This is a genomic window from Spirosoma humi (assembly GCF_054776575.1).
Window position 1 is genome coordinate 1 of record NZ_BAAHBR010000007.1, and the last position, 25,182, is coordinate 25,182.

The window sequence follows — 25,182 nt, forward strand, 5'->3', positions numbered from 1 at the left end:
CCTCTCGAGGGCCGCCCTGGAGAGGGCCGCCCTGGAGAGGGCCGCCGTGAAGACAATCGGAATAGCGCTGCCAGAAATGAAGGCCAACCCCGCCCGGAAAGAGCCGCTGGTTCACCCGAAAAACCCGTCAATGAGTCGCCGGACGGAAAAGCCCAACTGCCGAATGCAGCAGGTCAACCCTCGGATAAACCCAAGCGCCGGAAAAAACGTCGGCGCGGGCCGAAGGAGGAAGGCCGGCCAACGGCTGACAATACTGGTCAGCCGAAACAAAAAGCGGCTTCTGTATCCGTCAGCGAGGACAAGTAAAGCCTAATTGAGGGCATAGCAGGGAGATCTTCTTCCTGCTTTTTTTTGTCATCTTTTGTTAGGCTAATGCCAAAAACCACTTACCTGCCAACAGCGTAAACGCAGATAGACGCGTTTGGGCGGACCGCTCAATCAAAAACTAAGCCCGAAGCATCGGGCGAAAAAAGGATGGAAAGGCATAAAACGGATAGGCGCCATCCTCCGAACGGCCTGAACGGGACGAAAAATGCCACTCAATGAGGGCAATTACGGTGCTTATGCTCAAATCGGCCTTTCGCTCACGCTGTACTGCTCGCTGATAGAGTATATCCACGAGTTAGTATGTAAACGTGACATGAAGAACATATTGGTAGGAAGATAGTTAGTAGTTTGAAAACCATCTAATTGAACCTTTTAACTTGTTAAAATCATGGGCAATCTTCTGTATACCATTGCGGTCGTTTTGATTATCATCTGGCTACTTGGCTTTTTAGGCTTCGGTAGTTTTGGTATGGGTGGCCTTATCCACGTTCTGCTGGTAATCGCGGTCATAATGATCATACTGCGGTTGATTCAGGGTAGAAGCGTGTAAAGCATCTTAGCCAATAACTTATAGAAAAAGCCAGCTCGTCATGAGCTGGCTTTTTATCATTTCAGGCTTTTCAACTGGAGCCGTAATCCAGTTATAGTTAGGACGGCTACCTGGCTAAATGCCTTAATAATTCGGGTTTTTTGTGGCAACCCCTGTCTTAGGCGCGTTCAGGACCGATTCATCGGCGGGCACATCCCAGTAATCCATAAAGTTGTAGTTGATGGTAACATTCTTGTTGACGGCACCAGCCGTAGTGACGACCGTATTTCCATAACTTCCACCACCATTGGCGATGTCGTAGGTCCATCCCCAGCGACGGTTGTCGTAGAACGCCAAACCTCTGCTAAACAACGCGACTCTCCTTTCTTTCGTGAGTTCGGTAAGGGCTTTCGACAGGGTTAGACCCGTACCCGCAACGGCGGCAACGCCAGCCCCCTGATAGGTACGTACCGCATCAACGAACCCAAGTCCGGCCTCGATATTACCCAGGCGCATGTTTGCTTCGGCCAGCATCAGAGCGTTTTCTTCGTAGCTACCCGCTACAAATACCTCATGCGCCCCTACGTCTTTAGACCCGTACACATACACGCCAGCTATACCATTCCCATTGGGTACCATACTGTAGCGTGTCGTAAACGTGTAGTTGTTTTTGTAGGTCGTAGCTGTATTGAAGTTGTTCGCTACCCGCTTATCGCCCGCATTGAAGGACTGCATGAAGCGCTCACTGATCTTGAAGGTTGAACTGGTATTGACATTGGATGTCAGGGCTGCTACCGTACCACCTGTGGGCGAGAAGGGCGAGTTAGACGATGAACTGCGTTCCGTAAAGACAGCATCGCCTTTTTTAATCCCGTTCGTAACCAGTGTCAGTACCGCGTTCCAGTCGGCCGTCGTCATGGCCGTCGTCGATGACTTGGTGATTTTGGCATCGGGATTTCCGTTCACAAAAGGAGCCAGTTTATTGACCACAATGTTACGAGCTAGCATGGTGTTGATGTTCCGTTTCCACATGTCGATGGTTGGCACCGTACCATTACCTACCTGAAAAAACGAAGGAATCAACTGAGTCATAACGGATTGATAGTCCGTTGTGCTGGTTATGGCGCCCAGCGTAGTTGCGGCCAGATTGAAATAGTCGTTCGACTTGCTGATGATGGCATCGTGCAACACATAGTTGCCATCCGTCGTACCTGACTTATCGGCAATGAGCCCTGAATAGTACATGGAGCCGATTGATGCATATGCGTATCCTTTCCACCAATAAGCCCAGGCTTTCATTGTGTTGGCTCGGCTGGTAGCGTCGCCTGAAAACTTAATCGTAGCCGTTAGGTCCAGTATCTGATTACAGACATTATTCAACGCATACATATTCAACCACTGGTAATAGATCGCATTGTTACCGGCACCGGTTGCAGCCCGGCTGTTGTAGGATCGAATGATACCTACTTGCGGAGCCGGATTCGATACTTTCGTGCCATCATCCAGGATAATATAATCCGGTACGCCAATCGTCGTAACCTGGTTGTTGGAAGCATCGGCCCCTACGTTATCGGCCATCAGCTCGCTGTAGCCCCAGGGTAATGAAAAATAACTGTTTCCCAGCCAGCCATCGCCGTTCAGGAAGCCATTGACATAAACGCCCCCTTGCGCATACGCAATAAGACCCGTTTCATTATTAACGTTGGCCGCAATGGTTGGCGCGTTGGGGTTACCCACATCGAGTTGTTCTTTACAGGAAACTGCACCAAGCAGCATGACCGTTAAACAAGCCGTAGACAGAAATTTATGTTTAGTCAGGAGTTTCATAGATAAAGTTTTTAAAGAATTAGAACCCAATATTCAGACCGACCTGGTACGACTTGGTGTTAGGCAGCGTACTGTGGTCTACCCCTCTGTCGAATGAGGAGTTAGACGAGCCGGAACTGATTTCGGGATCATAGCCTGAGTACTTTGTGAATGTCAGAAGATTCCGGCCGGTAAAGACAATCTGGGCTCTGTTGAGATACGGTAACTTAACAACCTTGGCAAGGTCGAAAGCGAGCGAAATATTCCGTAACCGAACGAACGAAGCATCTTCTACGAAGAAATCTTTCGTGGCGTTGTTACCGGCCCCCCGTGTGCTACCCCACAGGTTATAATACGCACTGGACCAGTAAGCGGGGAAGGCACCTGTTTTTCCGTCAATCGTGACCTGTTTGCTGAAATCTCCGCTGATGCCATCCCGATACATCCATTCTTTCGTCTGGTTATACAGGTGACTGCCATTTACCCAGTCGAACTGGAAGTTCAGGGTCAGGAAGTTTTTGAAACTAACCCCGTTGATAAACGACATGTTAAATTTGGGGTTCGGGTTCATCAATGGATAGGTTTCGTCTGTAAACTGGATTTGGTAATCCGATTTTTTTACGACGCGGCCATCCACGATGGTGTAGTTATTCCGATCCGCTTCCTGAATATACTTCGTACCATCCTGACGGGTGAAATCCAGGCTGGTTAATGCTTTGTAGCCGTACACCTGGCCAATTGGCTGACCTGCCGTTAAGACGAGCGCCGTAGACCCAGCATTCGATGTCAGGATAATATCAGCGCCACCCGAGATCGCATCAATTTTAGTGAGTTGATGGCCAAAGTTGGTGGTGAAATCCCATTTCAGACCGGGCGATTTGAAAACCGGTATCGTCAGCGAGAACTGAACCCCATTCGACGACATATTGATGGCGTTGGTCAACTGGCCAGTTGAGCCTAGGGAAGGGGGTACGCTAACGGTATAGATTACGTTTTCACTCGACCGTTTCCAGTAGGTAAACGACCCCGAAATGGAGTTTAGCCACGCCCGGTTCGAATTGCCGCCTACGGTGAAGTCAGTACCAATTTCGAGTTCTTTCGATACTTCTACCTGTAGATTTGGATTTTGCGTTGTCGTTGGAATCGTGTACACTAAACCCGTACCCAGGTTCTGCTGACTCAGTACGGGGTAGCGGTCAAACGCACCGGGTTGAATACCCGCTTCGCCATAGGCAGCCCGCAATTTGAAGTAGGGTAGGGTATTGGCAAGGCCACTGTTTTTAAAGAACGATAACGGAGCAATATGGCCGTCGAAGTGAGGGAATGTAAACGGAGTAGACCCCGAACCGAACGCAGAAGACCAGTCTGTCCGGAAACCGGCCGTTATGCCCGCATAATCACCGAATTCAACTTTCTGATTGACCAAATAGCCATAGGTAATGAATGGAATGACATTGTCTCCATTACGTTTGCCTGTAGCATCGTATGGGGTAACGGCTTGCGACGAAGTAGAGTTTATGTTAAAGGGTGGGGCTAAGCCTAAGCCTACACCATAGGTGTCGTACTCTGTTGATTTGTTTTTCCGGTAATCGAACGAAATCTGCGTGCTCGTCTGAATCGGTACATTTATGTGGAAATCGTTCTGGAAGTCAGTCCGAATAAAGGCTGTACCCAGAAAGTTCTGGAAGGTATTATTGTACTGATAATTGTCAATTTCCCCCTTGTTGTCCGGCGCATAGTTGCTGGCATAGGAGTTATAAAAAACGGAACTCGTGTTCAGCGATTGGTTGTAATAGGTCTGCCTGGCAGTTTCGTTCCGATAGTTGATGCCATATTTAGCATCCAGTTCGACAAACTTGTTGAATTTGTAATTCGCATTGAAATTTTGAATGACATCTATTTTATTGTCGATGGCATCCGTATTGGCTGCCCGATAAAATGGGTTGCCCGCGTTTACGCTCAAAAAGTCTGCGGTTGGATAGACCGGATAGGTTCCATCGGCCAGTTTTCGAGTCAAATCAAAGAAAGGAGACGTATTTAAAAAGCCATACACTTGCCCCACATCACCCGATCCACCGTTTAATGTACCGTAAGTCGATCCCAAGCCAGGCTTCAGTGTGTTCTTGGTGTAGACCAATTGGGTGGTAGACCGTAGCGTGAATCCTTTGAATAACTCCGTGCCCACGTTAACCGACAAGTTACTTCTATCGATATAGCCGTTTTGCTTGGTCAGAATGGGTGATGTTGTGTGGTTATTAGCGGCTGCTATATTAAAGTCGCTTTTCTCCGAAGCCCCCGAGATATTGACGGTATTGTTGGTCGTGCTTCCTGTGTTGAATACCTGCTTGAAGTGATCGTAATACTTCAGGTTGGCGTTATAGGGTTTGTTGGCGTCGTTCCGAATATCCTGAATAGCATAGCGCGTTGCTCCGCCATACTGATACGATATACCGCTGATGGCTCCATACTGCGTATAATCCAGTATTTTTCCCTGCGCATCAACAATGTTATTATTCGCATCGGTCAAATAAGGATGCAATTCGGCTTTGTGAACATTTCCCGTATTCAGAAACTCATTCGCTGAGTAGCTGGTCGAAAAATTGATGGCTGTCCGGCCTTTTTTACCCTTTTTGGTGAACACCTGAATAACACCGTTGGCACCCTGCGCACCATAAATAGACGCGGAAGCGGCTCCCTGCACCACCTCAACGCGGTCTATATTGCTTAAATCCAGGGAGTTAATGTCGGTTGAGGCAATCTGTACCCCATCCACCATAATCAGCGGCTTGGTACCGCCCTGTACGCTGTTGATCCCCCGGAGCAGAATGTTAACCGGATCGCCGGGGTTACCGCTGGTAGACGAAATTTGCGCACCGGGAATCTTACCAATTAAAGCCTGGTCAATCGAAGCCGTTGGCGTTTGTGGCAGATCCTTCGCCGATACGCTTTCAACCGCAATCCCGAGTTTGGCTTTGCTGGTTGCTACCCCGCTACCCGTAACGACGACTTCGGTCAATAAACGCGAATCGGAGGCCAGGCTCACGTTAACTTCCGACTGATTGCCAATGGGCACTTCCTGGGTTGTGACACCCACAAAACTGAATACTAAAACAGTTCCTTTGGTTGACGGAACTGTCATGTCAAAAATACCACCTGCATCGGTACTGGTGCCTTTGTTTGTTCCTTTTATAACAACCGATACACCCGGCAGGGGAGATCCATCTTCGGCCGATGTGACCTTCCCGATAATCCGTCGATCCTGCGCGAAGGCAGTCATGCTGAGTGCGCATAATACTAGCATGCTCAAGCATATAAATTTTCTCATAAGTATGTTTTTGTTAGGTTAGAAAAAATGCGAATTGTATAAAACTACGCAATGATAAAACAATAAAAAATAATTTGGATATGGCTATTTTGTCAAATGCTTATTCTGAGAATGGGTATAATACCAGGATAATATTCTGAAATAGAAAAATGATATTTATTTTTTTAATTTATAATTAATCGATTTTTAATTGAGAATAAGGAGTGATTGACAGTTGAGTATTTTTCTTGGATTTGTTTAATATTGTAAGTATATATTATTAAGTAGTATTAACGCGAAAAATTTACAAGTGTATATTTATTTATTTTTATTTACTTATGCCTTTAGGCAGTAATTTTTTTTATATTTTTCTAAAGATTCGAAATTTATAGAGTAGAAAAAAGAGAATAAGCCTACAAATATGATGTATGCGCCATATTATACGCTTTGGTAAACCAGACGGGCTGTTAGCTCCGGCGGTCGGCTAATAACCGTAAAACCGGGAGTGAAAAAGGGGATAGTCCAGGCCAGATGCTGGCCTAAAAAACTTCGCCAAGGTTGAAGAACAATCCCTTGGATCCGTCGAAGCCGACCCCGTAATCAATGGATAAGTTGGTCCGGGATACTTTGTTCATTTTGATGCGCAGCCCAGTACCGATGGCCGGTACCACTTTTTCAAACCGACCACTCGTCTGTTCGGTAACGGTCTGGGCATTGGCAAACACAACTCCGCCCAGCAGCCGATCGGCCGTGAGGTGAAAGCGGTATTCAGTTTCGGCATACAGCAGGTTTTTTCCCCGAAAGCGTCCCTGAATAAATCCGCGCCCCACATTGCCGGTATTATCCCAGCCCGTACTGGGTAGGTCTAAAAAGGGTGGATTTCCACTCAACGTAAGGGCGTTGTATGACCAGAAGGCCAGAATATTATCGGATTTGCCCGGCAGGTGACTATACGTGCGCGCTTCGATCAACGCTGACTGGTACGTATTATCACTACCCAATGCGCTCATATTCGCCCGGAGAGCAGCATTTATATACAACCCCCCGGCCGGATTGATCGCGTTTTTTCGGTTGTCGTACACGAGTTGCACAATTGGACCGGATGAAACGGAGCGACCCTCAATGCCATTCGCGTACCTCGAAATGCGGGTTACTTCCCGTCGGCTGTTGTAACTATCGATGTTCCAGTGGAGGTCCAGGTGGTAGCCGAGGCCACCGTATAGATTAGGCGCTAACCGACGGAGTAAACTTTGATAAAATCGGAAATAAGCATAATCCATGTTGATGACCCGGTCAGTGGAGGTATACATGCCAAGCCCATACGTTGCCTGCGGGTAATGCATGAGCCGCCAGTCATTTATCCATAAATAGCGATTATTCTGACTCCAGATCGACGAGGTAGTCGTCAGTATAATCTGGTGATTCTGGGTGTAGGAGAGCTGACCGGTGATCGACGACATATTGGCATTGGCCATCCGAAAAGGAGTGTTGACCAACACCGCAGCCAGCCCACGGGTTTGCAGGGTATAGCCAATCTGAGGAATCACCAAAACAAATCGTTTTCCCTCCCGCAGAGACGCGGAGTCATGCGGAGTAATGGGCAGTCTTGGAAACCAGCGTGCGGCAAGGTCGGCAATGTCCTGTTGGTGAGGAGTTCGCCTGCCAACAGGCTTCTGGGGTAGAACCGCTATTGTATCTGCCAACTGCATTGGGGCCGCCAGGACATCAATCGCCAAGACACTTCCCAGCAGGAAACCCGCCAATGAGCGGGGAAAGAAGTTCATACGTGAAGCAGTAAGTAGCGCATAAAATGGCGTGTAAACAGGCCGTCGATCTGGCGGAGGCTTGCGTTTACTCAGTAAAGAAACGTAAAAATAATTCGCCCTTGTCAATGCAAACCGGTAGTCAGCACGCTTGTTCACTTATAATTTGTTGTAATAAGCAAATACGGCCAACACGCCAGCTCTGGATTTGAGGTCTGGTTTTTCGATCTTCAGGAAGGACTCTATTTGCTCTTTTTTGTCGGCCATTAGGTCAATGATGGTCTTTTTGCCTGGCGAGAACTTGGTAGCCTGTTTGGCACGGGCAACGTACCAATCCTGCTTTTTCATCAGTTCATCGTCTTTTGTGCCCGTGTTGAGGGCAACATTGTAATTGGCCCGGCGGATGTAGACGGATGGATACAGCAGCAGATCAAGTTTACCCGTTGCCAACTGCTCAAAAAAGCCAGTAAGTGCCGGGGTGTCTCCCTGGTATTCGTGGACATTTATATAACGGCTCACCGTCCCGAACGAGTTGTTCATGTCGACATACCGAACGGCTGTTGCTTTAACGGCTTTGATGTTTTTTTCCCCCGCACGAATCTCCACTTCGTTGGCGGATAAATCCAGACGCACCGGAACACCCGCCAGCGAGTCGACAGCTAACGAGACCCCCAGACGATTATAGAATTTTACGTTGCCTGCCTGCCAGGTCGTATCGAGGTATGGGCTGCCAAGTAATTGTCCGGCTGGCCCTTTGATGGAAAATAAGGTAGGGTTGTTCGTAATGTTGAGATTCGTGAAGTTGATGCGGTCCCGCGTGGTTTGGGTCATGTATTCCGTTTGCGCCTGTGCGAAGGCAAAACACGGTATGATGCTTGTACAGAGGAGAAAGACGTAGAAACGCATGAAGGGATCGTATACTGTTACGTTATCGGAATCAGCTAATTTTTTGGCTAAAATACCCTATTTAATTGATTCAGTAATGCAAAATCTTCTTTGGGTAAAGGGCCGAATGGCGCATTAGTTTCCGTATTTTTGAGGCTTAATCCCAATCATCAACCAATCAATCAAGTTCATGACAAAACATTTTCTGACAGCGCTATTGGCGGCTGGTCTGGCTTATTCCTCTGTGGCTCAGACGACCTTTCCGCGAAATGGTGTGTATGATGAGCGCCCAGGGCTGTATGCCTTCACCAATGCCACCATCGTTGTCGACCCACAAACGACACTTCAAAACGCAACATTGCTCATTCGGGATGGGCGCATTGAATCCGTTGGGACATCCGTCAACCTACCCGCCGGAACCGTCGTAACCGACTTAAAAGGGAAACGTATTTACCCCGGCCTGGTCGATATTGATTCAGATTATGGCATGCCCGAACTGACACGCGGGACCGGTGGTGGCCGGGGCGGGGTGCCTCAGTATGAGTCGAACAAAAAAGGGGCTTACTACTGGAATCAGGCCATACAGCCCGAAAACGATGCCAGCGTCCTGTTCAAAGCGGATACCAAAAAGGCCGATGAGCTACGGAAGCTGGGCTTCGGGGCGGTGTTGACCCACCCACACGATGGCATTGCGCGGGGCACTGGAGCACTCGTGATCCTGGCCGATGATCGGGAAAATACGCTGGTGCTCAAACCGAATGCCACGGCTCATTATTCATTCAGCAAAGGCAGTTCGAGCCAGCAGTACCCGAACTCCATGATGGGCATTGTGGCGTTGCTGCGCCAGGCCATGTACGATGCTGACTGGTACAAGCGGGCCGGTCATAAAGAGCAGGCCAACATGTCGCTCGATGCACTAAGCCGCAATCAGAGTTTACCTGCCATTTTTGAGGCCAATGACAAACTGGGTATTCTGCGGGCTGACAAAATCGGGGATGAGTTTGGCGTTCAGTATATTATTCGTAGTTCGGGGGATGAATACCAGCGACTCGATGACGTGAAAGCGACGGGGGCTTCGCTGATTGTTCCGTTGAATTACCCACAACCGTACGATGTTGAAGATGCCTGGGATGCTGATAACGTAGCACTGGCCGAACTGAAACATTGGGAGATGGCCCCCACGAATGCGGGCCGGGTAGCCGGAGCCAATATCCCGTTCGCCCTGACTACGGCGGGCCTTAAAAACAAAGCTGATTTCTGGGCCAATGTGCGCAAAGCCATTGAAAACGGACTTACCGAACAAAAAGCACTCGAAGCGCTGACGACGGTTCCGGCCCGGCTGATTCGCGCCGACGATCAGATTGGCAGTCTCAAAAAAGGCCATATTGCCAACTTCATCATTACCTCGGGTAACCTGTTCAGTGCCGATAATGTCATCTACGAAAACTGGATGCGGGGCAAACAGTACATCGTCACGAATAAAGATGCGGCTGACCTGCGCGGCATCTGGAACATAACGGTTATGACACCGGAGGGCGGCTCACCATCCGGTGCGGCACCATCCAATCTGAAGCTGAACATTACGGGAAAAGCGGACAAGCCCGACTTTCAGATCACCGCCGATACGCTGAAACTAAATCCCAAAGTAACCGTATCGGGCGACCTGATCTCGATTCAGGTCCAACAGGATAAGAAAAAGCCGGGTACAACCCGATTAACGGGCTACCGTACATCACCCACTACACTAAAGGGCGATGGGCAAACACCGGACGGTAAAACCATCACCTGGTCGGCGGTTCGTACGGGCACGGCGCCTGGGTCCACGTCGGCCGTATCCACGTCAGCGACCTCTGCAACCAATACGGCAGTTGCTTCGGCCACGGCGGTTGGTACACTAATTTATCCATTCGTCGGCATGGGCAACGCGCAGAAGCCGAAAGCCGAAACCATGCTCATTCGCAACGCAACCGTGTGGACCAATGAGAAAGATGGCGTTTTGGCAAATACCGATGTATTGGTGACGGGCGGTAAAATCAGTAAAATTGGAAAGAACCTGCCTGTTCCAGCGGATATCAAGGTGATCGACGGTACGGGTAAACACCTCACCAACGGTATCATCGATGAACATTCGCACATTGCCTTGCTGTCGATCAACGAAGGGGGGCAGTCGAGTTCAGCGGAGGTTCGGATGGCGGACGTCATCAATCCGGACGATATCAACATTTATCGCCAACTGGCGGGGGGCGTTACCTCCTCGCAGTTGTTGCACGGATCGGCCAATGCCATCGGTGGACAGTCGGCCATTGTTAAATTGAAATGGGGCGAATCAGCCGATGGGATGCTCATCAAGGGCGCCGATGGATTCATCAAGTTCGCGCTGGGCGAAAACGTAAAACAATCCAATTACCCGAATCCGAACGTACTGACCCGTTTCCCGCAGTCCCGGATGGGGGTTGAGCAGGTGTATGTCGATCACTTCACCCGGGCCAAAGAATACGCCAAAGGCTGGGCATCCTATAATAAGCTGAGTGCAAAGGAAAAAGCTGCGGCTACTGCGCCACGCCGGGATATCGAACTCGATGCCCTGGCCGAAATTCTGGCCAATAAGCGCTTCATTACCTGTCACTCCTACGTACAGTCGGAAATCAACATGTTGCTGAAAGTAGCCGACTCGCTTGGTTTCAAGGTCAACACCTTCACGCACATTCTGGAAGGGTATAAACTGGCCGACAAAATGGCAAAACACGGCGCGGGTGGATCTTCATTTGCCGACTGGTGGGCCTATAAAATGGAAGTACACGATGCTATCCCCTACAATGCAGCCCTGATGCACCGGCAGGGTGTAACGGTGTCTATCAACTCCGATGACGCCGAAATGGCTCGGCGCCTGAACCAGGAAGCGGCCAAAACGATCGAGTATGGCGGCATGACCGAAGAGGACGCCTGGAAAATGGTGACCCTGAATCCGGCCAAGCTGCTTCACCTGGATAATAAGCTGGGAAGCGTTCGGGCCGGAAAAGATGCTGACCTGGTCTTGTGGAATGCGAACCCGCTGGCGATTTACGCTCGCCCAGAATACACGATCATCGACGGGGCGATTTACTTCAGCCTGAAAGACGAAGACCACAAGCGCGACCTTATGCAGGCCGAACGCGCCCGCCTGATTCAAAAGATGCTAACGGCTAAGGCGAGTGGAGCGTCAACAACGCGCCCACAACCCCGCCGGGCCCGTATGTGGCATTGCGAAGACATTGAAGGGGTTATGGCCGAAGGAGAAGAAGGGAAATAGCGTTTGTGGTTTACGGTGGCTGACGCCCGTGTATTGTTTTTGTCGGCCCTGCAAACCACCAACCACAAACTGACGAAACATGAAAAAACTACTAATATCCATATTTACGCTGGCCTCGCTCATGAGCTATGGTCAGAATCCCGCACCGGCTAAGCCACAAACGAAGACCATCGCGCTGATGGGCGGTACGGTACACGTGGGCAATGGGCAAGTCATTCCGAATGGCATAGTCCTGTTTACCAACGGCGTTATCACGAATGTTGTTGACGGAACGCTGGTGAAGTTAAACCTGACCGATGTGGAAGTCATCGATGTGTCGGGGAAGCACGTTTATCCGGGTCTCATATCGCCCGCAGCAACGGTGGGCCTGCAGGAAACAGGGGCCGTTCGCGCTACCGTCGACAAGCAGGAAATTGGCATTCTGAATCCAAACATCCGGTCGTTGATTGCCTATAACACCGACTCCGAGATCATTCCCACGATTCGCAACAACGGTGTTTTGCTCACCCAGGCGATGCCCCAGGGCGGCACCATATCGGGCAGCTCGAGTGTGATGATGGCCGACGGCTGGAACTGGGAAGATGCTGCCCTGAAAAAGGATGACGGTATCTGGCTCAACTGGCCTACCTATTTCTCGAATGAGTTCAATTTCGAAGATTTCACCACCATTGTTAAGAAAAACGAAAAGCGTGGTCCGGCTATCGATGCCCTGCAGGCGACGTTTGCCGATGCCAAAGCGTATGCGGCCGCGCCGACACCCGCAACGATGAACCTGAAGTTAGAGGCCATGCGTGGGCTGTTTTCGGGCAAGCAAAACCTTTACATCCGCGCCGATTACGGAAAAGACATCATCGAAGCCGTTACGTTCGCGAAGGCGATGGGTGTGCCGAAAGTCGTGATCGTAGGGGGCGAAGAATCGAACCGGGTGCTTACGTTCCTGAAAGAAAACAACGTACCGGTGATATTGAGCGCCTTGCACCGCCTGCCCAATCGGGAGGATGAAGAGGTTGACCTACCGTATCGAATGCCGGGGATTTTGCAGAAAGCGGGAATTTTAGTAAGCCTGAGTTATGCCGATGAGTGGTGGCGTACCCGTAACCTGCCTTTTCTGGCCGGAACAGCCGTGGGTTTTGGCGTTACCGATCGCGAAGAGGCACTGAAGATGGTTACCTCGAACACCGCAAAAATACTGGGGATCGATGCCCTCGTGGGCACCCTTGAAAAAGGCAAACAGGCTACGCTGTTCGTATCAGCAGGCGATGCCCTGGATATGCGTACCAATGTAATCGAGCAGGTATTTATGCAGGGCCGAAAAGTAAATCTGGATGACCGCCATAAGCGCCTGTACAAAACGTACAAGGATAAGTACGAGCAGAAATAAGGCAAGCTCCTTCACCTGATTTTGGTGAAAGACCTGATCGCGTTTACATGATAGAGGCCCGCTCATGAGCGGGCCTCTCTTGGTATCAGGTAGCCGATAGTGTGGTAAGAAGCAGCTTTTTCCTTGCCTGCTGATTCAACTGATTCAAGTTCGCCGTCTGCAGGAGTAGCCTGGTATGATTCGTTTTGTAATCCGTCTGACTGACGGTGCTTAGCTGCTCAAGTTCCTGAAGCAGCGTATCTAAAGCAGTCTGCATAACGGTGACCAGCGTCACTATATTTTCTCTGGGACATTGGCCTATATAATCGTTGCGGAACGGTTCCGATTCCAGCGCGATCTCATTTTCCTTCAGGCAGTTTCTTATTTTTTTGAAATTTATAAATAAATCGAACGCGGCTTCTGTCCAGGCTGCCAAATCATCTGTATACGTATTTCTATCAGCGGGATGGCGTTGGCCTTCAGAGAATGAATCATTCATGGGTGTTGATAGATAGGACTTTACGGCAAAAGTAATTATAATTTTATTAAATAGGTTACTTCCTGAATAGGCGCATCAAAATTGTTTTGGGGTCAACAGAAAGTTGTCGTACATGGAGAAAGATAGGAGAACCTACTTTGTAACGCCGGTTAGCTGCTCCAGTTCGGTTAAGGCCAGCCGATACGCCATTTGCGCCGAGTACAAATCAACTTCTGCCTTCGTCAACGCTGCCTGCGTTTCCAGTACATCCCGCTTCAGGACCAGGCCCGCTGCCAGCCGGTCGTTTTTAAGTTTCAGCTCATCCCGTCGGTACTGGGCCGCCTGACCCGCAATGGGTACGAGCGATTGGGCCTGCCGGGCTTTCCGGTAGGCTTTATCCACGTCGACCCGTACGTGTTCGCCGGTGTATTGCCGATTCTCATCGGCTTGCTTTTGTTGCGAAAGCCGCTGGTTGAGCGTCGACCGGCGCCGGCCAAAATCGACGATGTTATAACTGAGTTGCAACCCCAGAAAGTAATTGCTTTGCGGTAAGTCAGAAATAACATTCTGAAACAGATACCCGCCTAAAGCGCCCACATTCGGAAGGTAATCTTTGCGGGCCGCCTGAACGCCGAGGGCTGCTTTCTGACTGGTCTGGTCGGCCTGGCGTACATCGTAATTGCCGGATTTGGCCCCCTCCAGGTAAGTGTCCAGCGGACGAAGGGCCGGTAACGAATCATGGATCGGACTGATCGTCAGGGCCGTGCCGGAAGCTAGGCCAAGCAATTCGTTCAGATCAGCGGTGTAGTCTTCGATCTGATTGCTTACCTGAAGTAGCTGCTGCTGTTGATTAGCCAGGTCAGCCTGTAACCCAACTTTAGTGACGGGATCCGTTTTGCCGGCCAGCAAAGCGCTTTGTACATCATATAATCTGGCTTGCGTGAGATCGATCATCGTCTGCATCTGTTGCTGCTGCTTCTGGGCAATCAGCAAACCGTAGTATAGCTTTTCGACGCCCTGCCGAACCATCAACTCGGCCTGGCTCACCTGCGTGCGGGCCAGTTCAACATCGGTTTGCGCTACTTTAACCCCATCCTTAATCTTGCTCAACTGACTGATCGGCTGATAGGCAAGCACATTGCCCAGAAAGAGGTTGTGTTTGGCCCTGAACAGCGTCAGGTCCTGTTGCGGAAGGGGAATGGGCGTTGTGCCCGGTAACACACCGATCGACCCGCGTGGCAGGGTCAAATCCCGCGTGACGCCATTGTAGGCATACATACCGTTGGCCACAATCAACGGGTAGAGCCGGCTGCGGGCTTCGGTGATTTTAGCACTGGACTCGTCTACTTTGTAGCGCGCTATCTTGAGCCGTCGGTTCTGTTCGATGGCCTGTTGCTGCGCCTGGGCCAGGGTTAGCGGCTGGCTGGTTTGGGCCGACAGAGATTGACTGACCAGGCCCAGCAGGAGGGTCATTGTTAAATAGTTGTGCATCGTTGAACTGGCTAGGAAGCCTGGTAGGCTATGGCTTCTTGGTTGGGTTTGACGGAGAGAACAAACAGCACCGGAATGACCAGCAGGGCCATCAGCATGGAAAAAATAACTCCCACTGCCAGGACGCTCGCCAGCGGACTCCACATGGGGGAGCCGGACAGAATCATGGGTACTACGCCAATGGCAGCGGCCATGGTCGTCAGGAAAATAGGGCGCAGTCGGCGTTTGCCCGCTTCAATGGCCGCTGTCCGAATGTCCATGCCCTTTCGTATCAACTCGTTGGCGTAGTCGACAAGAATGATGGCGTTGCGCACCACAATCCCCGATAAACTGATCAGGCCCATAAAGGCGGTGAACCCGAACGGATTACCTGTAAGAATCAGCCCGAGCAAAGCCCCGAATAAACTGAGCGGAATGGAGGCCATCACCACCAGGGATTCTTTCAGATTGCGAAACTGAAACAGTAAAATCAGGAAGATCAGGACCAGGCTGATGCCCAGGGCACCCACCATCTGACTAAAGGTAGCTTTGCGGTTTTCGTCTTCCCCGCCGTATTGAATGCTGTAGCCCACAGGCAGCTGAAGGCGGGCAATCTGGGGCTGAATGGCTTTCAGCACTTCGGAAGGCAGCGTGTTTCGATCCGTTTCACTCTGTACGGTTAGCGTACGAACGCCGTTCCGGTGCATAATCCGACCGGTTTGCCATTCGGGCCGCAACGTGGCAATTTGCCGGAGCGGCACACTGTTTCCCGTAACCGGGGAATTGATATAAGTATTCTCCAGATCGGTGAAATTTCGGCGGCTCTCTTCATCCAGTTGCAGGACCAGGTTGACGGGTTGGTCGCCTTCGTAAAGTACCGAAATGGGCGCTCCCGAAAATCCGGTGTAAATGCTGGTTGCTACGCCGGAGGTGGTAAAGCCCAGCCGGTTTGCTTCATCTTTCAGGTCGATACCTACGCCGTAATAATCTTCCTTGAAGTCAGTGCGGACGAGTGTACTGCCGGGGGCCTTTCGAACGATGGCCTGAATCTGACTGCCAATGCGTTTGAGTTCACGAAGGTCATTGCCGATGATCCGCACTTCAACCGGCGCAATCGTCAACGCGCCCTGTTGCATCAGCCGAACGCGCGGTGTACCCTCAGGAATCAGAGCCGCGACTTTATTGGTTAGCTCTTCGGCCAGGGTTTCGGTCTGCTCATCGGTCTTCGTATTAATGAGCAACTGACCGTAGTTGGTAACGGGCGGTTCGGGCGAGAAGTTGTAATAGAAACGAGGGGCGCTGGTGCCAATGAACGAGGCATAATTTTCGACCCGATTATCCTGTTTAATCAGGTTTTCCAACTTGGCAACAGCTTCTTTCGTCCTGTCCAGTTTGGTGCCGGTGGGCATCCAGATCTCTACCACGAACTGGTTTCGCTCGGCTGCCGGAAAGAACTTCTGGCGAATACCTTTGAACAGTAAACCCGATGCGGCAATGGATACCACGGCCAGAATGAGGGTGGCCGTTCGGTGGTCGATGCACCAGCCGATGGCCCGGTCGTAGCCATCCTGCATGTAATCGAGGAGTGATTTTTTCTTTGGTTTCGTCCGTTCTTTTCCCGCATCGATACCCTGATGCAGCCCTTTTTTGATGAACGTGAAGCACAAAAACGGGGTCAGTAACATGGCTACGATAAACGAGGACGCCAGGGCAATAGAGACCGTAATGGGCAACGAGAAAATAAACTCTCCAACGGAACCCGTCAGAATGATCATCGGCAGAAAAGACGCAATAATCGTGGCGGTGGCGGTTAGAACCGGCACCACTAAATCAGAGGCACTTCGCCAGGCGGCTGTCCAGCGTTCGACGCCCTCGTCCAGCAGTTCAACGTAGTTGTCGGCAATGACAATAGCATCATCGACGACCATACCCAGCACCACGATTAGCGCGGCCAGTGATACCTGGTGCAACTCGATACCGAAGGTGTGCAGCAGGGCAAACGTAACCGCTACCGTTACCGGAATGGCCATGGCCGCCACCGCTGCAATGCGGAAGGGCAGTAGGATAATGGTCACGATAACGACCGAAACAATCGCCAGAAAAAACTCCCGGATGAAGTCACTGACGCTGCGCTGAACGACCTGCGGTTGATTGACAACGGTGGTCAGCTTAATGGAGCTGGGCAGATTGCGCTGGATTTCGGCTAGCTTAACGGCCACCTGATCGCCAAACTGAACAATGTTGTTCCCTTCCTGCATCTCCACCGAAAGCATCAACGCCCGTTGCCCATTCACGCTGATGGTCGAGGTTGGTTCGGCGTATTGGCGCTTGATAGCCGCTACATCACCCAACCGAATGACCGACCCGGTCGGTGTCGTTCCAATCACCTGATTGGCTACTTCTTGTTCGGTATTGTAATACCCCTGCGCATACAGGGGTACCTGCGATTGCTCGGTTTTGACATTGCCCGTCGCCTTGATGGCGTTCTGGGCCTGCAACACCTGTACGACCTGCGTCCATTTGATCCCGTACTGCGCTAGTTGCTGAGAGCTCGCCGTAATGGTAATCTGTTCCTTCTGCTCGCCATAGCGCCGTATTTTGGAAACCGCTTTGTTGGTACGTAAACCGTCTTCAATCCGTTTGAGGTAATCGCTCAGTTCAGTATATGAAAGCTGGCTGGATTCGATACCGATCAGAAGCGCCACGGTATCGCCAAAATCGGTGTTGAGAATAGGCCCCTGCACGCCCTGCGGTAAATCCAGGGCTTTGGCCTGGTTAAGCTCATGCCGGAGCTTCGACCAGAAGATATCCGGATTTTTTACGTTCTCCTCCAGTTCAACGTTGATCACAACGGCTCCGTCGCGGGTTGTCGAATACGTTTTTTCCTTGCGAACTTCGGCGTAGCCAAACAGGTATTGTTCAAGTTTGCGGGTTACCTGATCTTCGACCTGGGCTGAATTGGCACCGGGAAAGAAGGCCACGACCAGCCCTGTCCGGATCGTGATCTTGGGGTCTTCCCGGCGGGGCATGGTCAGCAGAGAGTAGATACCCACCGCCACCGCCAGGAACACCACGCTGAGGGTAACCTGCGGGTAGCTTAACGAGCTTTTGATGGGATTCATTGGGCGGGTTGATTAAATTGAATTGACGAACCATCCTGTACGTTTTGCTGACCACCGGTAATGACCAGGTCAGTCGCAGTGAGACCGGACGTAATCTCGACATCGCTGGCGAACACCTGACCAACGGTTATTTTTCGTTTGAAGGCCTGTTTCTTCTGGCCGTCGGCTACATACACATACGTTGAGCCATCGTCATCCCGCAGCACCACATTGCCCGGTAGAACCAGCGCTTTTTTCGTTTGCGAAGCCACCAGGCGGGCGTCTGCAATCATGCCGGGCCGAATCTGCAGATTAGGATTGGGTAAATCGATCTTGACCGAGTAAGCTCTGGATGCGGGGTCGGCAACGGCCCCGATAAGCGAGATTTTACCCGTATAGGATCGGCTGAGCGCGGGGATAGTTACCTGAGCGGGTTGCCCCAGTCGTAGCTGACCCACTTCCGATTCCGGAACAGAAACCCGGACTTTGATGGGTTGAATATCGGCAATCTGAAACAGGGGCTGGCCCTGTGGAATAATCTCGCCGGGGTTGGCTCCTTTGCGGGCTACGATGCCGGAAATGGGTGAATACAACTTTGTTTCCCGTAAGTTTTTGGCGGCCAGCTGCTGGCGGGCTTTTACTTCCTCAAGACCAGTAACCACTTTTTCGTAATCGCTGGGTGTAAGGCTCCCCCGATCCTTAAGGATGGTAAGCCGGTTGTACTCATCCTGAACGCGAGCTACATTGGCGTTGGCAATGGTCACGCCCAATTGATAATCGGTCGGTTCGATCGAAGCGATCAACTGTCCGGCCCGGATCGTTTGCCCCTCCTGAATCGTGACCCGATTCAATTTTCCCGCCACCATAAAACCCAGATTGACCGTCGTTTCAGCTTCGGTGGAGCCGCTTAACACAAGCTGACCACCTTCCTGTGCGTTTTGAACCCGACTGACCACAACGGGAATAGCGGAAGGGGCTTCGACCGGACCAGCGTCAGGGTTCCGGGTTTTTTCGGAGGCTGTCTGGCAGGCTACCAAACTGGTAACCAGCGCACCAGCGATAAGCAAATGAGGATAAGTAGCGTTCATAGGACTAACTGGTCGGTAAGTGAGTTTTCTACTGAAATTCGGATTCTAGGGTAATTTGTTCTGTTCGGGTTGGGTTTTTAGGCTTCGGTTAGGAAATTTTTGCAAAGATTACACTTTTTTGGTATCTTCGGTTTCCTTTTTGGAAAATTATGGATACGATTAAGGGTAAAACGCGCAAACGAATCTTAGAGGCCGCCCTGGCTCTATTTATGCGGTACGGGTATAGTCGCGTGGTCGTTGACGACATCGTTCGGGAGTTAGCCATCAGCAAAAAAACGATTTACAACCACTTTAGTGGGAAGTCGGCTATTTTAATGGCCTGCATCGAGCAGTTTGCCGAAACCTATCAGGCAAAAGCCGCAGCCATTTTACAGAATCCCGATTTGCCCATCAGGGAGAAGCTGACCGCCTATCTGGAATTTATCGGACTGAGTTTCTCCAGCTTCAGTCAGGACTTCTGGATTGACATAAAGCGTGCTGAACCCGACGCCTGGGCATACATAAATACCTTTAAACGGGAAATTTCACTGAAGGACTTCGGGCAACTGATGGACGAGGGCGTGAAGGCGGGTTATCTGCCCAATGATTCATCCCGGCATATGGGTATCCTTATGCTGATTGCCACGATGCAGCAACTAACGGACCCGGATTACCTCAGCCAGTTTCCGGCGGAGATCACGGCGGCTGTTCCGCTGGATACCAGCAAACGGGTTGAACAGATCGTACTTATTTTACTGAGGGGATTGCTGACCGTGGCGGATGCATAAATACTATAGATGGGTCTCGTTACCGTCGTTTTAACGAAACATTAATCGGGGATTGACACCTCACGAGGGCTCTTTTTTGTTGTTTGTATAGTCGATAATTAAGGTTTGGTAGTGTCCTGAAGCTGGCTCTTTTCAACGCTATCGCCCCCCATTGTTGATGACTTATTTCGTATCAATACGAACACTAATTAGCTCGGTTAACGAGAGTCCATTATGAAAACGTTCATCCACAGTATCCCGGCCAAAGCCCTGTTGCTTTCCCTTGGCCTGTTGGTCGCAGGATGGCAACCCACTAGTGCCCAAAGCACCAATTTCGGTTTGCAGCCCGCACAGAAAACCGACCAATCTCTGGCTTCTAGCATAGCGCCCTACCGCGATGATGTTCGGCAGTCGGTTTTACTTGCCAGCGGCCAGCCGCAGGTGTTAAGCAGTCTGGCGCAACAGCGGGCATCCAGTCAGCAGGCGTTCAGCCAGTTGATCCAGTCCTACGGACAAACCAAGCAAGGCTGGTTTTACGACCTGTCGCGCTATCCCGACGTGTTGCACACACTGGCTACCTTGTCTGCTGGTTCCAGCGAAGCGCAGGTGAAAGAACTGGCGAAAAGCCTGCCTGCCGATACGCAGGAGTCAGCCTGGAAACTTTACCGTCACCATCACGACGATTTAGTGCAGGTCGATAACCTGAACGAGCAGGCGCAGCAGGCATTCGAAAAAATAATCAGTCCGTTGGATGGCCCCACGCAACAGGCGTTCCGTCAGTTAATCGACATGCCCGACGTGTTGACCCAACTGACCGATCAACCCGATAAAACGGCTGAGCTGGCCAAGGCGTATCGGGCAAATCCTGATGAAGTAACGCAGAATCTGACGGCCATGCACGACAGTCTGACGGCTCAGAATCAACGAGAAGTGGCTGACTATCAGAATCAATTAAATCAGGATCCCCAGGCGCGGCAGGAGCTGCAACAGGCTGGTCAGGCCTACGCACAGGCAAATGGGTATAAAACGGGTATCAATCCGAACCCCGCCTGGCCGAACAATACCAATTATTACATGAATCCGTATCCCTACTGGTTCGGGTATCCCTACTGGTACACAACGGCTATGTGGTATCCATCGGCCTGGTGGATGGGCACCGGATTCTACTATGGGCTGGGCGGAAATATGATGGTCTTTGGGTTACCATCGTTCGGCTTTTCCAATTGGTTTTTTGGGGGCGGCTATTATGCGTATCCGCATCTATACGGCCGTTTCAATCGGTATTACACCAATTATGCCGGTTTCAATCATCGGTTTACCCCGGCCAGCGCGGGCTTTATGACGGCTGCTCACCGCGCATTCGGCCCAAGAGCCGGATTCTCGTCACCCCGCGGCAACTGGGTCACCACTGCCCGTCCATTTTCGAACGGCGGTGCGCGGGTGGCGGCCCCATCAGCTTTCTTTGGCGGTTTCCGCGGACAAAGCTGGGGTGGGGGCGGTATGCGCTCGTTCGGTGGCGGTGGTTTTAGCGGTGGCGGATTCCACGGTGGTGGTGGATTCCACGGTGGAGGCCGCCGGTAAAAAGGTTCGTATTGTTGCCGTGGTTGCGGTGATGTCAGTTTATTAAAACTGACATGGGGAGGTTTCTCAAAACCTACTAGTTAGGATAATTGATTTGTTAACGTGGTTTTAAGAAACTTCGCTCGTCAGCTTTAAAGAAGCTGACACCACAGCCACGCCAAAGCTATTCATCAAAAAAGGCTGCCAAATTACATTGGCAGCCTTTTCTTATCGTTCCAGTTTAAAACCCTGATCGACTCGGACCCGATCGGGGCGATTGGCGACATCCCAGCCGGTCAGGTAAATCCACTTCGCAATGCGGGTTACTTTTTCCGTGTTGATGCGGTCTGGCTCATCTTTCGGTGTGTGGTAATCGGGGTGTAGTAAGGTCGTAAACGCAATGGCTGGCACATTGGCCCGGGCGTAGGGGAGGTGGTCCGAACGGAAATACCAGCCTTCCGGGTGTTCGGGTTTATCCCAAAGCGTATCGAGTTTGAAATGCGCTTCGGATTGGTTGACGGCCAGGGCGGCATTTACCAGATCCGTCGAGTTTTTGTGTGGAGACTGCTGCCCCAGAATAGCCGCGCTATCGGGCGCATTACGGCCAATCATCTCGGCGTTCAGAACTGCGACAATAGACCCTTTGGGTACAGTTGGATGGTCAACATAATAGCGAGAACCCAGCAGACCGCGCTCTTCCGCGCCGTGAAAAACAATGAGCGCCGACCGTTTGCCGGGCTTCTGGGCAAAGGCCCGCCCAATAGCCATCGTTGCCACGCAGCCACTGGCATTGTCATCGGCCCCGTTCCAGATTGAGTCACCCGCTACGGCCCGCCGAACCCCATCGTGATCCTGGTGAGTACTGAACAGGACGTATTCGTTTTTTAGGTTTGGATCCGTTCCCGGCACCTTCGCCACGATATTCACCGATGGGTAGTTAAAGCTTTCCACGTTTACAACATTTGTGAACTGCTGGCCCGGCTGTTTGATCCACTCCAGCGCACTGGCGGGTAACCAGACCGTTGGCGCCTGCGAAAAAACGCGGGTATTGGCTCCGCCGGGCAGATCATAGCGACCGCGCTCCAGCCCCGTTGTCCAGCGTTCGAAATAAGACTGAGCAGGCGTGTCGGACACCCAAACAACGGCCAGCGCGCCGGCTTTCACCAGTTCGGCCGCCCGGCGAGTCATTGTTCCGAACAGGAAACGCCGGTAGCTCAGTTCGGGTGGCCCCGTTCCCGAAAATTCAAGGGCGACTGCTTTGCCTTTTATGTCTACTTTAGCCATTTCCTCGGGCGTACCTTTGCCCACAAAAACGAGGGGAGCGTCGACCGAAGCAATGGCGGGTGCCAGAATGAACGCATCCTGACCGTGGACGAGCTGATGACTGCCGATGTTCAGGCGGCTGGTTTCGGTGATGCGGGTGCGCTGAATGTGGAAAAACTGGAAGAATGTTCCGTCATCGCCAGCGGGTTGCAGGCCCATGGCCCGGAGCTGGTCCGCAATCCAGACAGATGCTTTGAGTTCGTCGAGCGAGCCGCCTTCACGGCCGCGGAAATGGTCACCCGCCAGCGCAAATAGATCCCGTTTGATATCACTTTCCTTGATCGCCGATACCGCATTGGGCGTTTTGGCAGCGCTGGCCTTCGACTGAGCCAGACTGGTCGTCGTGCCCCAAAAAAAAGTTAATGCCGTAATCAGGAACCGAATGTTTCTGAAGTTTAAATAGATCATTGTTTCGTTATAAACTGGTAGTTGGGTCTTAACAAATCTACGGACAGTTGCTCTAAATTGCGTCTCCTGACGGAATGCTTTTTGTAAATTGCTGACACATTATTGGTCTTCTCTACAAAATAAACCTTCACTATGAAACAGCAATACCTTATTTTGTTTTTACTCTTTGTCGGTTTCGCCAAACAACCTGTTTTGGCTCAGTCTAAAAAAAGTACGACAGACCCTGTTGCTCAATACGATGCGTATGTACAACAGGCCGTGCGTGACTGGAAGGTGCCGGGTCTGACGGTTACGGTCGTTAAAGACGGTAAAGTCTTGCTGAAAAAAGGGTACGGCGTTCGGGAGTTGCCAGGATCGGGTTCGGGTAAATCCGCAGCGGTTGATACGCAGACGCTCTTTGCCATGGCCTCAACAACCAAAGCCATGACGGCGGCCTGCCTCGGCATGATGGTGGATGAAGGAAAGCTTCGCTGGGATGATCCGGTCATCAACTACCTGCCCGATTTTCAGTTATACGACCCTGCCGTGACCCGCGAGTTGCGCGTTCGGGATTTGCTGATCCACAATACCGGTGTGGGAAATGCCGATGTACTCTGGGCAGCTATGACCATTCCCTCCGACGAAATTCTGCACCGGATGCGCCTGGTGAAACCATCGTACTCGTTCCGGTCGGGCTTTATCTACCAGAATATCATGTACCTGGCCGCGGGCAAAGTGCTGGAAAAAGTAAGTGGCCTGCCGTGGGCGGTATTTATGCGCACGCGTCTGTTCGAACCGCTGGGAATGAGTCGGACAAAGGCGTTGTTTGGCGACGTAACCGATGCAAACCGCGCTAAGCCGCACATGGCCATAAACGATACGGTTCGGGCCATAAATAGTATTAAAGAAGAAGCCCTGGTGGATGCCGTCGGACCGGCCGGTTCCGTCTGGACGTGTCCCGATGACGTTACCGCCTGGATGCAGTGCATGCTCGACAGTGGCCGGTACCGCAACGGCGGACCGCAGGTGAAGAGGCTTCTGAAACCCGCCACCTGGGCCGAATTATTTAAACCCCAAACGCTGGTAACGGACGCCGAATTTTACCCGACTCAGGTCCTGACGAAACCCGTATGGAAGACCTACGGACTAGGCTGGTTTCAGCAGGATTACCGTGGGCATCGCATCAATTTTCATACGGGTAGCCTGACCGGAATGGTGGCCATTCATGGGCAGCTACCGGATCAAAAACTAGCGGTATACGTGCAGGGAAACCTCGATCATGCCGAACTACGCCATGCGCTGATGCTTCGGGCGTTCGATGCGTTTGCCTTGGGTTTGTCGGCTGACTGGAGTGCGGATTTGCAGAAATTATACGGTGGAATCAGGCAAAAGGCCAAGCTGGCAGAACGAAAAGCGGATAGCACGCGAGTGATGAACACCAAACCATCGCTTCCACTGACGGCTTACGTGGGGGCCTATACCGATCCATTGTATGGTAAAGCGGATGTGACCCTACGCGACGGTAAGCTCTATTTTTCTCTTAACAACGTCATGACCGGCTACCTGGATCATTGGCACTACGACACCTTTCGCCTTACGTATGATCAGTTCTGGAATGGAAAGGATCCCGTAAGTTTTATCCTGGACGCAAAGGGAAAAGTCGCCAAATTAACTAACTCAGGACTGGAACTCAGTAAAGTGCCCGATAGTCCAGGTAAGGGGTTAGAAGGCGGTAAATGACCAGAAGTTTATGTTTATGATACAGT

Annotated in this window: 16 protein-coding genes and 1 pseudogene; 7 read left to right on the top strand and 10 right to left on the bottom strand. The window is 51.3% G+C overall.

Translation table 11 applies throughout. The features are described from left to right. Nucleotides 1-306, top strand: a pseudogene (locus ACYU8Y_RS08230) (DEAD/DEAH box helicase); the annotation flags it as partial. A gap of 139 nt (nt 307-445) precedes the next feature. On the opposite strand, the gene ACYU8Y_RS08235 reads toward ACYU8Y_RS08230, so the two are convergent. Then, on the bottom strand, nt 446-619 hold the full coding sequence (locus ACYU8Y_RS08235; RefSeq protein ID WP_460936069.1) for a hypothetical protein: 174 nt from the start codon (nt 617-619) through the stop codon (nt 446-448). 96 nt (nt 620-715) lie between these two features. Here ACYU8Y_RS08235 and ACYU8Y_RS08240 point away from each other — a divergent pair, with 96 nt between their 5' ends. Further along, the gene (locus ACYU8Y_RS08240) at nt 716-877 is read left to right on the top strand and encodes a lmo0937 family membrane protein (RefSeq protein ID WP_111341267.1); all 162 of its coding nucleotides are present in this window, start codon (nt 716-718) and stop codon (nt 875-877) included. 123 nt (nt 878-1,000) lie between these two features. Here ACYU8Y_RS08240 and ACYU8Y_RS08245 read toward each other — a convergent pair whose 3' ends face one another. The 4 genes from ACYU8Y_RS08245 to ACYU8Y_RS08260 form a co-directional block, all read right to left on the bottom strand. After that, complete coding sequence (locus tag ACYU8Y_RS08245; protein WP_460936072.1) at nt 1,001-2,683, bottom strand: RagB/SusD family nutrient uptake outer membrane protein; 1,683 nt, start codon at nt 2,681-2,683, stop codon at nt 1,001-1,003. A gap of 19 nt (nt 2,684-2,702) precedes the next feature. Continuing rightward, nucleotides 2,703-5,963: a SusC/RagA family TonB-linked outer membrane protein gene (locus ACYU8Y_RS08250; RefSeq protein ID WP_460936074.1), complete on the bottom strand. Its 3,261-nt coding sequence runs from the start codon at nt 5,961-5,963 to the stop codon at nt 2,703-2,705. Nucleotides 5,964-6,505: 542 nt separating this feature from the next. Then, entirely contained in the window at nt 6,506-7,750 is a 1,245-nt protein-coding gene (locus tag ACYU8Y_RS08255) for a BamA/TamA family outer membrane protein (protein ID WP_460936076.1), read from the bottom strand. 138 nt (nt 7,751-7,888) lie between these two features. Then, nucleotides 7,889-8,635 carry a hypothetical protein gene (locus ACYU8Y_RS08260; protein ID WP_460936078.1) on the bottom strand — a complete coding sequence of 249 codons (747 nt, stop codon included), beginning with the start codon at nt 8,633-8,635 and terminating at the stop codon, nt 7,889-7,891. 169 nt (nt 8,636-8,804) lie between these two features. On the opposite strand from ACYU8Y_RS08260, the gene ACYU8Y_RS08265 reads away from it, so the two are divergent. Both ACYU8Y_RS08265 and ACYU8Y_RS08270 read left to right on the top strand, forming a co-directional pair. Next, nucleotides 8,805-11,903, top strand: coding sequence for an amidohydrolase family protein (locus ACYU8Y_RS08265; RefSeq protein ID WP_460936080.1), 3,099 nt, complete (start codon nt 8,805-8,807; stop codon nt 11,901-11,903). 79 nt (nt 11,904-11,982) lie between these two features. Further along, nucleotides 11,983-13,284: an amidohydrolase family protein gene (locus ACYU8Y_RS08270; protein ID WP_460936082.1), complete on the top strand. Its 1,302-nt coding sequence runs from the start codon at nt 11,983-11,985 to the stop codon at nt 13,282-13,284. A gap of 85 nt (nt 13,285-13,369) precedes the next feature. Here ACYU8Y_RS08270 and ACYU8Y_RS08275 read toward each other — a convergent pair whose 3' ends face one another. From ACYU8Y_RS08275 to ACYU8Y_RS08290, 4 genes are all read right to left on the bottom strand, one after another. Beyond that, complete coding sequence (locus tag ACYU8Y_RS08275) at nt 13,370-13,762, bottom strand: hypothetical protein (RefSeq protein ID WP_460936084.1); 393 nt, start codon at nt 13,760-13,762, stop codon at nt 13,370-13,372. Nucleotides 13,763-13,894: 132 nt separating this feature from the next. Continuing rightward, complete coding sequence (locus ACYU8Y_RS08280; RefSeq protein ID WP_460936086.1) at nt 13,895-15,232, bottom strand: TolC family protein; 1,338 nt, start codon at nt 15,230-15,232, stop codon at nt 13,895-13,897. 11 nt (nt 15,233-15,243) lie between these two features. Then, the gene (locus ACYU8Y_RS08285) at nt 15,244-18,333 is read right to left on the bottom strand and encodes an efflux RND transporter permease subunit (protein ID WP_460936088.1); all 3,090 of its coding nucleotides are present in this window, start codon (nt 18,331-18,333) and stop codon (nt 15,244-15,246) included. Then, entirely contained in the window at nt 18,330-19,400 is a 1,071-nt protein-coding gene (locus ACYU8Y_RS08290; RefSeq protein ID WP_460936090.1) for an efflux RND transporter periplasmic adaptor subunit, read from the bottom strand. The genes ACYU8Y_RS08285 and ACYU8Y_RS08290 overlap by 4 nt, the downstream gene beginning before the upstream one ends. Nucleotides 19,401-19,549: 149 nt before the next feature. Here ACYU8Y_RS08290 and ACYU8Y_RS08295 point away from each other — a divergent pair, with 149 nt between their 5' ends. Together ACYU8Y_RS08295 and ACYU8Y_RS08300 are read left to right on the top strand one after the other, a co-directional pair. After that, nucleotides 19,550-20,167 carry a TetR/AcrR family transcriptional regulator gene (locus tag ACYU8Y_RS08295; RefSeq protein WP_460936092.1) on the top strand — a complete coding sequence of 206 codons (618 nt, stop codon included), beginning with the start codon at nt 19,550-19,552 and terminating at the stop codon, nt 20,165-20,167. Between the two features lie 270 nt (nt 20,168-20,437). Next, entirely contained in the window at nt 20,438-21,727 is a 1,290-nt protein-coding gene (locus ACYU8Y_RS08300; protein ID WP_460936094.1) for a hypothetical protein, read from the top strand. A gap of 207 nt (nt 21,728-21,934) precedes the next feature. On the opposite strand, the gene ACYU8Y_RS08305 is transcribed toward ACYU8Y_RS08300, so the two are convergent. Next, the gene (locus ACYU8Y_RS08305; RefSeq protein WP_460936096.1) at nt 21,935-23,437 is read right to left on the bottom strand and encodes a M28 family peptidase; all 1,503 of its coding nucleotides are present in this window, start codon (nt 23,435-23,437) and stop codon (nt 21,935-21,937) included. A 132-nt stretch (nt 23,438-23,569) separates the two neighbouring features. Between ACYU8Y_RS08305 and ACYU8Y_RS08310 the strand changes: the two genes are divergently transcribed. Next, complete coding sequence (locus tag ACYU8Y_RS08310) at nt 23,570-25,156, top strand: serine hydrolase (protein ID WP_460936097.1); 1,587 nt, start codon at nt 23,570-23,572, stop codon at nt 25,154-25,156. Nucleotides 25,157-25,182: the final 26 nt, after the last annotated feature.